At 71.7% G+C, this 6654-nt stretch carries 8 protein-coding genes; 2 read left to right on the top strand and 6 right to left on the bottom strand.

Annotated elements, in window-relative coordinates:
- A partial coding sequence (locus tag QR78_RS32040; RefSeq protein WP_141657947.1) for a hypothetical protein occupies nt 1-242 on the bottom strand: 242 nt, incomplete at its 3' end.
- A 45-nt stretch (nt 243-287) separates the two neighbouring features.
- Here QR78_RS32040 and QR78_RS32035 point away from each other — a divergent pair.
- Nucleotides 288-560, top strand: a complete 273-nt coding sequence (locus tag QR78_RS32035; RefSeq protein ID WP_053221004.1) for a hypothetical protein — start codon at nt 288-290, stop codon at nt 558-560.
- 34 nt (nt 561-594) lie between these two features.
- On the opposite strand, the gene QR78_RS20370 is transcribed toward QR78_RS32035, so the two are convergent.
- The 5 genes from QR78_RS20370 to QR78_RS20345 all read right to left on the bottom strand — a co-directional run bounded on the left by QR78_RS20370 (nt 595) and on the right by QR78_RS20345 (nt 5932).
- Nucleotides 595-2361, bottom strand: a complete 1767-nt coding sequence (locus tag QR78_RS20370) for a sensor histidine kinase (protein ID WP_048429401.1) — start codon at nt 2359-2361, stop codon at nt 595-597.
- A gap of 221 nt (nt 2362-2582) precedes the next feature.
- Nucleotides 2583-3170, bottom strand: coding sequence for a CCDC90 family protein (locus tag QR78_RS32030; protein ID WP_053221003.1), 588 nt, complete (start codon nt 3168-3170; stop codon nt 2583-2585).
- A gap of 52 nt (nt 3171-3222) precedes the next feature.
- Nucleotides 3223-3924 carry a tRNA (guanine(46)-N(7))-methyltransferase TrmB gene (gene trmB / locus QR78_RS20355; RefSeq protein ID WP_048429400.1) on the bottom strand — a complete coding sequence of 234 codons (702 nt, stop codon included), beginning with the start codon at nt 3922-3924 and terminating at the stop codon, nt 3223-3225.
- 158 nt (nt 3925-4082) lie between these two features.
- On the bottom strand, nt 4083-5261 hold the full coding sequence (gene metK, locus QR78_RS20350) for a methionine adenosyltransferase (RefSeq protein ID WP_048429399.1): 1179 nt from the start codon (nt 5259-5261) through the stop codon (nt 4083-4085).
- A 98-nt stretch (nt 5262-5359) separates the two neighbouring features.
- Nucleotides 5360-5932 carry a helix-turn-helix domain-containing protein gene (locus tag QR78_RS20345; RefSeq protein WP_244276445.1) on the bottom strand — a complete coding sequence of 191 codons (573 nt, stop codon included), beginning with the start codon at nt 5930-5932 and terminating at the stop codon, nt 5360-5362.
- 297 nt (nt 5933-6229) lie between these two features.
- Between QR78_RS20345 and QR78_RS20340 the strand changes: the two genes are divergently transcribed.
- Nucleotides 6230-6654: MgtC/SapB family protein (locus QR78_RS20340; protein WP_244278492.1), on the top strand; the 425-nt coding region annotated here is incomplete at its 3' end.

Raw genomic sequence — 6654 nt, 5'->3', positions numbered from 1 at the left:
CGATGCAGGCGGAGTTCGCCGCCGGCGAACTCCGCCTGCATCGGGCCGAGGATGCCGATCCGGTTCCGCCGCACGAGCCCCGACAGGCCGAGCATCACCAGCCCGTCCCGTCGGATGCCGTGCCGCAGGAGCCTGCCGCGGCCGCGCCGGAGCCGTACTTGTCCGAGGCTCGCTTGCCGGAGCCGGTCGTCGAGGCCGCGCCGCCGCCCGCGGAAGCCGAACGGCAAGATCCCGAACCTCACCTGCCCGAACCTCATCTGCCCGTTTCTTCCGAGCCGGAGCCGGTCGTGGAGGAGACGCCCGCCGAGCCGGCTCCGGCCCCCGAGCCCGTCGCCGAGGAGCCCCCGCGGGCGGAGCCCGTTCCCGAGCCGCCGGCCCCCGAGGAGCCGGCCGGCAAGGCCGTGATCGGGACCTACGATGCCGGCGACAACACCTACACGATGTATGCCGACGGCACGATCGACGCCGAGACGCCGGCCGGACGCTTCCACTTCGCGTCGATCGAGGAGTTGAAGGCGTTCCGCAGTGCCGGCGGCGAGGGGGCAGCCCGCAGCGCGTGACGGGTCAGCCCCGCCCGCTCACGGCCCCGCCCGCTCAGAGGGCCGCCAGCGGGTTGAGCGCGGCGTTGCGGGCGGGCAGCGGCGCCAGCATGGTCAGCGCGAAGCCGCCCGGCGCGTAGTCGGTCGCGACCTCGGCCTGGACCTGGGTCGTCAGGACCCGCTGCAGCAGCCGCGAGCCGAAGCCTTGGCGCGTCGGCGGTGCTACCGCGGGACCGCCGGATTCCTGCCACTGGAAACGCAGCCGCGGCCGATCCGTCCCGGGCTCCACGCTCCAGCGGATCCGCACCCGCCCGGCCCGGTTCGACAGGGCGCCGTACTTGGCGGCGTTGGTGGTCAGCTCATGGATCGCCATGCCGATCGGCACCGCGATCTCGGAGGGCAGGTCGACCGCCGGCCCGTCGAGTTCCACCCGCCCGCCGGTGCCCGGCTGCATCGCGCCGTCGGCATAGGGGCGCAACTCGTTCTCCAGCAGGTTGCGCAGGGAGGCGGTCTGCCAGACGTCCTCGGTCAGCACCGAATGGGTGTGGGCGAGCGACATGATGCGGCCGACGAAGGCTTCGTAGAAGCTGTCGATGCTCGACGCGGTGCGGGCGGTCGACCCGACGATCGCCTGGACGGTGGCGAGCGTGTTCTTCACGCGGTGGTGCAGCTCGCGGATCAGCAGCGACTGGCGCTCCTCGGCGAGCCGCCGGTCGGTGATGTCGGCGACGACGCCGATCAGACGACTCGGCAGGCCCGCCGGCCCGTCGCGCTCGAAGCGACCGGCCATTTCGATGGTGCGCCAGACCGTGTCGGCCCCGGCGCTGCCGCGGCGGCGGATGCGGGTCGTCGCGTGCAGGACTCCGTCGCTGTGGAGCGCCGCCGTCACGGCCTGGCGGAAGCCCGCCTTGTCCTCCGGGTGGACCACCGTACGGAAGAACTCGCGCATGCTGATGGTGCCGTCCTGCGGCCGGCGACCGAAGATCTCCCACATGCGCTCGTTTTCCCAGAGCGACTGGTCGGCCAGTACGTGCCACTCGAAGATGCCGAGCGCCGCGACCGTGGTCGCGACCCGCAGCCGCTGCTCGCGGTCGTGCAGGGCGCGCCGCGCCTCCTCGCGGGCGGTCACGTCCTGAACGATGCCGACCATGCCGGCGAGCGCCCCGTCCGGCCCCGGGATCGCGCGGCCGCGGGCCGAGATCCAGGCCTCCTGGCCGTCCGACGCCCGGCGGTACCGCAGCTCGACCGCGTAGGGGTTCGCCTTGGCGACGGCGTCCTCGACGGTCGCGCGGAGCCGGTCGAGATCGTCGCGGGCGATCGCCTCCCGCAGGACGGCCCAGGTCGGCGTCGCCCCGGCCGGCAGGCCGAGGATCGCGGCGGCCCGGTCCGACAGGACGACGCGGCCGTCCGCCGGGCTCCAGCTCCACTCGCCGAGGCCCGCGGAGGCGAGCGCCAGATGCGCCTGCTCCCGGAGAGGATCCAGCCGGAATGCGGGGGCTTCCGCAAGGGCGTCGACCGAGACGATCCGGAATGCCTGCCGCTCGGGTCCGCTGCGCAGCCTGAGGCGGACCGTCGTCCCGTCCGCCCGGTGCCAGACCGTCTCTCGGGTCTCCCCATCCGCCGAATCGCCGCCCCTCTCGCCGAGCACTCGGCCGATCAGGTTCTCCGGCGCAACGCCGAGCAGGGCGGCCAGCGCCGGGTTGGCGGCCGCGATGCGCCCGTCCGACCCGTTCACGCAGGCAAGGCCGACCGGTGCGGCCTCGAAGGCGAAACGGGAGAGTTCGTCCGGCAGGCCGGGGGCGGCGTCGGGCCTCTGGTCCAAGGCGGCGCATTCCTGATGGTCGGGGGAGACGGACGGGTCTCCCCGCACCCCGCCTCCTGCGCGAGGTCCCGGGTCGTGAGGCTCCGCCCGGCCCGGCTTGGCGGTTTCGTGGAAAAACATGCCCCTCCGCGCGTCCGGCGGCAAGGTCGAACGTCGGCGTCGCCCCGGCGGTGCGGTAAAGCACGTACCGGTCGAGATCCGCGTCCGAAACGCCGCGCGCCTCAGCGTGCCGGCATGTAGCGGATCGCGGCGAGCAGAATGCCGACCAGCGCCACCAGCATGGCGCCGAGCTTGATCGTCATCCGTTGTTCGAGAAGCTTCATATCCGCACGGACGGCTGCGAACTCGGTCTTCATCTCCGACCGGACGGCCGCGAACTCGGTCTTCATCTCCGACCGAACGGCCGCGAACTCGGTCTTCATTTCAGAGCGAACGGCCGCGAACTCGTTCCGGGTCTCGAGCTTGAATGCCGCGATCTCCGTCCGGACGGCAGCGAACTCGTTCCGGGTTTCGGCTTTGAACGCTGCGACTTCCGACCGGATGGCCGCGAACTCCGCCTTCAGTTCGGAGCGGACGGCCGCGAACTCGTTCCGGGTCTCGACCCGGAACGCCGCCATCTCGGAGCGGATCGCGGCGAACTCGGCATGCGCCGAGCCTTCGAGGCTCTGCAGGTCGGCCCGGGTCGGCAGGCCGCCCTGGACCGCCTCGGCGAAGACCTCCGACAGCCCCTCCGCCTGTTCGGCGGAGAGGTGCGCCCGCTCGCGCAGGGCGCGGGCGAATTTGAGGGTGTCGAAGGCGACCGCGGTCATGCCGCGATCGTAGCATGGGCCGATGCGCCGCGACAGCGATCGGCCCGGCGGCTCACACCCGCACGAAGGTCAGGTAGGTCGGGCGGCGCCCCTCGGCGGTGGTCTTCGCCTCGTAGCGGGTGCCCGGCCATTCCGGCCACGGGGTGGTCCAGTCGGCGCTGCGGGTCGCGGTCCAGCGCAGGGCGGTGCACGCGGCGGCCCGCACCAGGGTCCAGCCGACGTAGTCGTCGATGTCGGAGGCGAAGCGGAACTCGCCGCCGGGCTTGAGCACCCGGGCGATCTCGGTCAGCGATTCCTCCGAGACGAAGCGGCGCTTGCGCTGCCGGCGCTTCGGCCAGGGATCGGGATAGAGCAGGAACACCCGCCCGATGCTGGCATCCGGCAGCCGGGGCAGCAGCTCCATCGCGTCCCGGTCCCAGAACCGGACGGTGTCGAGCTCTTCCTCGTCGACGGTGCGCAGAAGCTTCACCACGCCGTTGACGAAGGGGTCGCAGCCGATGATGCCGGTGCCCGGATTGAGCCGGGCCTGCGCGGCGAGGTGCTCGCCGCCGCCGAAGCCGATCTCGAGCCAGGTCTCGGCGACCGGACGCGGGAAGAGGGCGGCGGGGTCGAGGGGGCCCGCTTCGGGCAGGCGCAGGCGCGGCAGGAGGTCGGCGAGGCGCTCCTCCTGGCCCGGGCGCAGGCGCTTGCCCTTGCGCCGGCCGTAGAAGGCGCGGGCCCGCTCGGGGCTCGCGTCGGTATCGTGGTCGTCCATGGTGTCCCGGTGCCGAGGAAGGGGCGTATGGACGTCCCGCTAGAGCATTGTCCGACGAGGTGGCAACCGGTTCGTCGACGACAAGGCCGCAAACATCGAACGACGGCGGCGCACGACCGCGATGCGATCGTGCGCCGCTTTCGTGCTGGGGGACTGGTTCAGGCGAGGGCGCTCTTGAGCTGGCTGACGAGGTCGGTCCGCTCCCAGGAGAAGCCGCCATCGGCCTCGGGCTCGCGGCCGAAATGACCGTAGGCCGAGGTGCGGGCGTAGATCGGCTTGTTGAGGCCGAGATGGGTGCGGATGCCGCGGGGCGACAGGTCGACGAGCTGCCCCAGGACCGATTCGAGCTTGGCCTCGTCGACCTCGCCGGTGCCGTGCAGGTCGACGTAGATCGACAGCGGCTTGGCGACGCCGATGGCGTAGGCGAGCTGGATCGTGGCCTTGCGGGCGAGGCCGGCGGCGACGACGTTCTTGGCGAGATAGCGGGCCGCGTAGGCCGCCGAGCGGTCGACCTTCGTCGGATCCTTGCCCGAGAAGGCGCCGCCGCCGTGCGGCGCCGCGCCGCCGTAGGTGTCCACGATGATCTTGCGGCCGGTCAGGCCGGCATCGCCGTCGGGGCCGCCGATCACGAACTTGCCGGTCGGGTTGACGTGCCACACCGTGCCGTCGGTGACCCAGCTCTCGGGCAGGGCCGCGCGGATGTAGGGCTCGACGATGGCGCGCACGCCGGCCGAATCGAGCGACTCGTCGAGGTGCTGGGTCGAGAGGACGATCTGCGTCGCCTCGACCGGGCGGCCGTCGACGTAGCGCACGGTGACCTGGCTCTTGGCGTCCGGCCCGAGCTTGGCCGCGTCGCCGGACTTCGCCTTGCGGGCGTCGGCCAGATCCTTGAGGATCTTGTGGGCGTAGTAGATTGGCGCCGGCATCAGGGCGGGCGTCTCGTCGGACGCGTAGCCGAACATGATGCCCTGGTCGCCCGCGCCCTCGTCCTTGTTGCCCGCGGCATCGACGCCCTGGGCGATGTCGGCGGACTGGGCGTGCAGGTAGATGGCGACGTCGTTGTTCTTCCAGTGGAAGCCGTCCTGCTCGTAGCCGATGTCCTTCACGGCCGCGCGGGTCAGCTCCTCCAGGTCCTTGAAGGTCACGGTGTCGGGGCCGCGCACCTCGCCGGCGATGACGATCCGGTTGGTCGTCGCCAGGGTCTCGACGCCGAGGCGGGCTTCCGGCATCTCGGCCAGATAGGCGTCGACGACGGTGTCGGAGATGCGGTCGCAGACCTTGTCCGGGTGACCCTCGGAGACCGACTCGCTGGTGAACAGGTAGTTGGAACGCGGCATAGGATGCGAAGCCCTCAAGGTCCCGTCGAGCGCGGCGCACCGACCGACCCTGCCCGACATATCGATCAGCGGGGTTCTGGCAGCCGGAATCCCGAACGTCAATCCGATGGACCGGAGTCGTTCGCTTTATCGAACGGCTGTTGCCCGGACAGGGCCTGATCGACGGCGCGCACGAGGCTGCCGAGGGCCTGGCGGCGCTCCTCGTCCAGGTGGGCGTCGGCCGCCCGGGCGACGGCCTGCGCGAAATCGGTCCACCCGGCCTGGATCTCCAGGCGCGCCTGCGGACGGTCGCCGAACCCGGGGGAGGGCAGATCGCGCCCCGGCATGTCCTCGAAGAAGAACCCGACCGGCACACCGATGATCCGCGCCACCACGTCGAGGTCGGTCGCACTCAGGCGGTTGGCGCCCTTGAGGTATTTGCCGAGCTGGGACAGGGACACGCCCAGAGGCGCGGCCAGGGCCTCGCGGCTGAGGCCGGCGCGCAGGCGGCGTTCCTCGATGAGGCTGCCGATATGGACGTCGCGGTGATCCGCGGGTTTCCCGGCCATCTCGCGGCTCGCAGGTCTGCCCGCGTGTCGCGGCGCGGCATGGAAGGCGACGCGCGATTGTTGATTCCCGACCGTTGCGATCGGGTAAATGCCCGCGTTTTGATCGAACGATTCATCCGTCATAGCGGATGACGGTGGGTGAACCGGATCCTCGCCACCCACACCCATACGCGACCTTAACCGTTCCGGGCGAAACCCCGGGAGGACGCCGCCGCGTCCTTCGAACCGGTCCTCGTTCCCGATGGTCTCATCACCCGACCTCGCGCCCCTGCTTCCGTGCGATTACGCGGGCGGTCGTCCTGTCGCGCGGTCGGGCGCTGGGGGACCGGCTGCCGGCGACGGGAATCGGGCGGGTGGCATCCGGAGGCAGGAGGGCGGGGCCCGCCGGGCGTCGCACCGTCGCGCGGTCCTCGAGCGATGATGTCGGTTCTCGACATCGCCTTGCGCCTGGGCGCCGCGGTCCTCGCGGGCGGCCTCGTCGGGGTCAATCGCGAGATGCACTCCAAGCCCGTGGGCGTGCGGACGCTGGGTCTCGTCGCCCTCGGCGCGGCCCTCGTGACCATGGCCGGGTCGGGCTTTGCCGGGGACGGGACCGACGCCAATGCCAGCCGGGCGATCCAGGGCACCATCACGGGCATCGGCTTTCTCGGTGCCGGCGTGATCCTGAAGGGGGAGGGAAACCAGGTCCACGGCCTCACCACCGCTGCATCGATCTGGGTGACGGCGGCCCTGGGCATCCTGTGCGGCCTCGGCGCCTACCTGCCGCTCGCTCTCGGCACCGTCTTCCTTCTCCTGACCCTTCTGGTCGGCGGCGTCGTCGATCGGGCCATCGATGCCCGCCGCCG

It is taken from the genome of Methylobacterium indicum, from assembly GCF_001043895.1.
Lineage (GTDB): Bacteria > Pseudomonadota > Alphaproteobacteria > Rhizobiales > Beijerinckiaceae > Methylobacterium > Methylobacterium indicum.
Note: the sequence above shows the minus strand (reverse complement) of the source record. Positions and strands in the feature narration are given on the sequence as shown.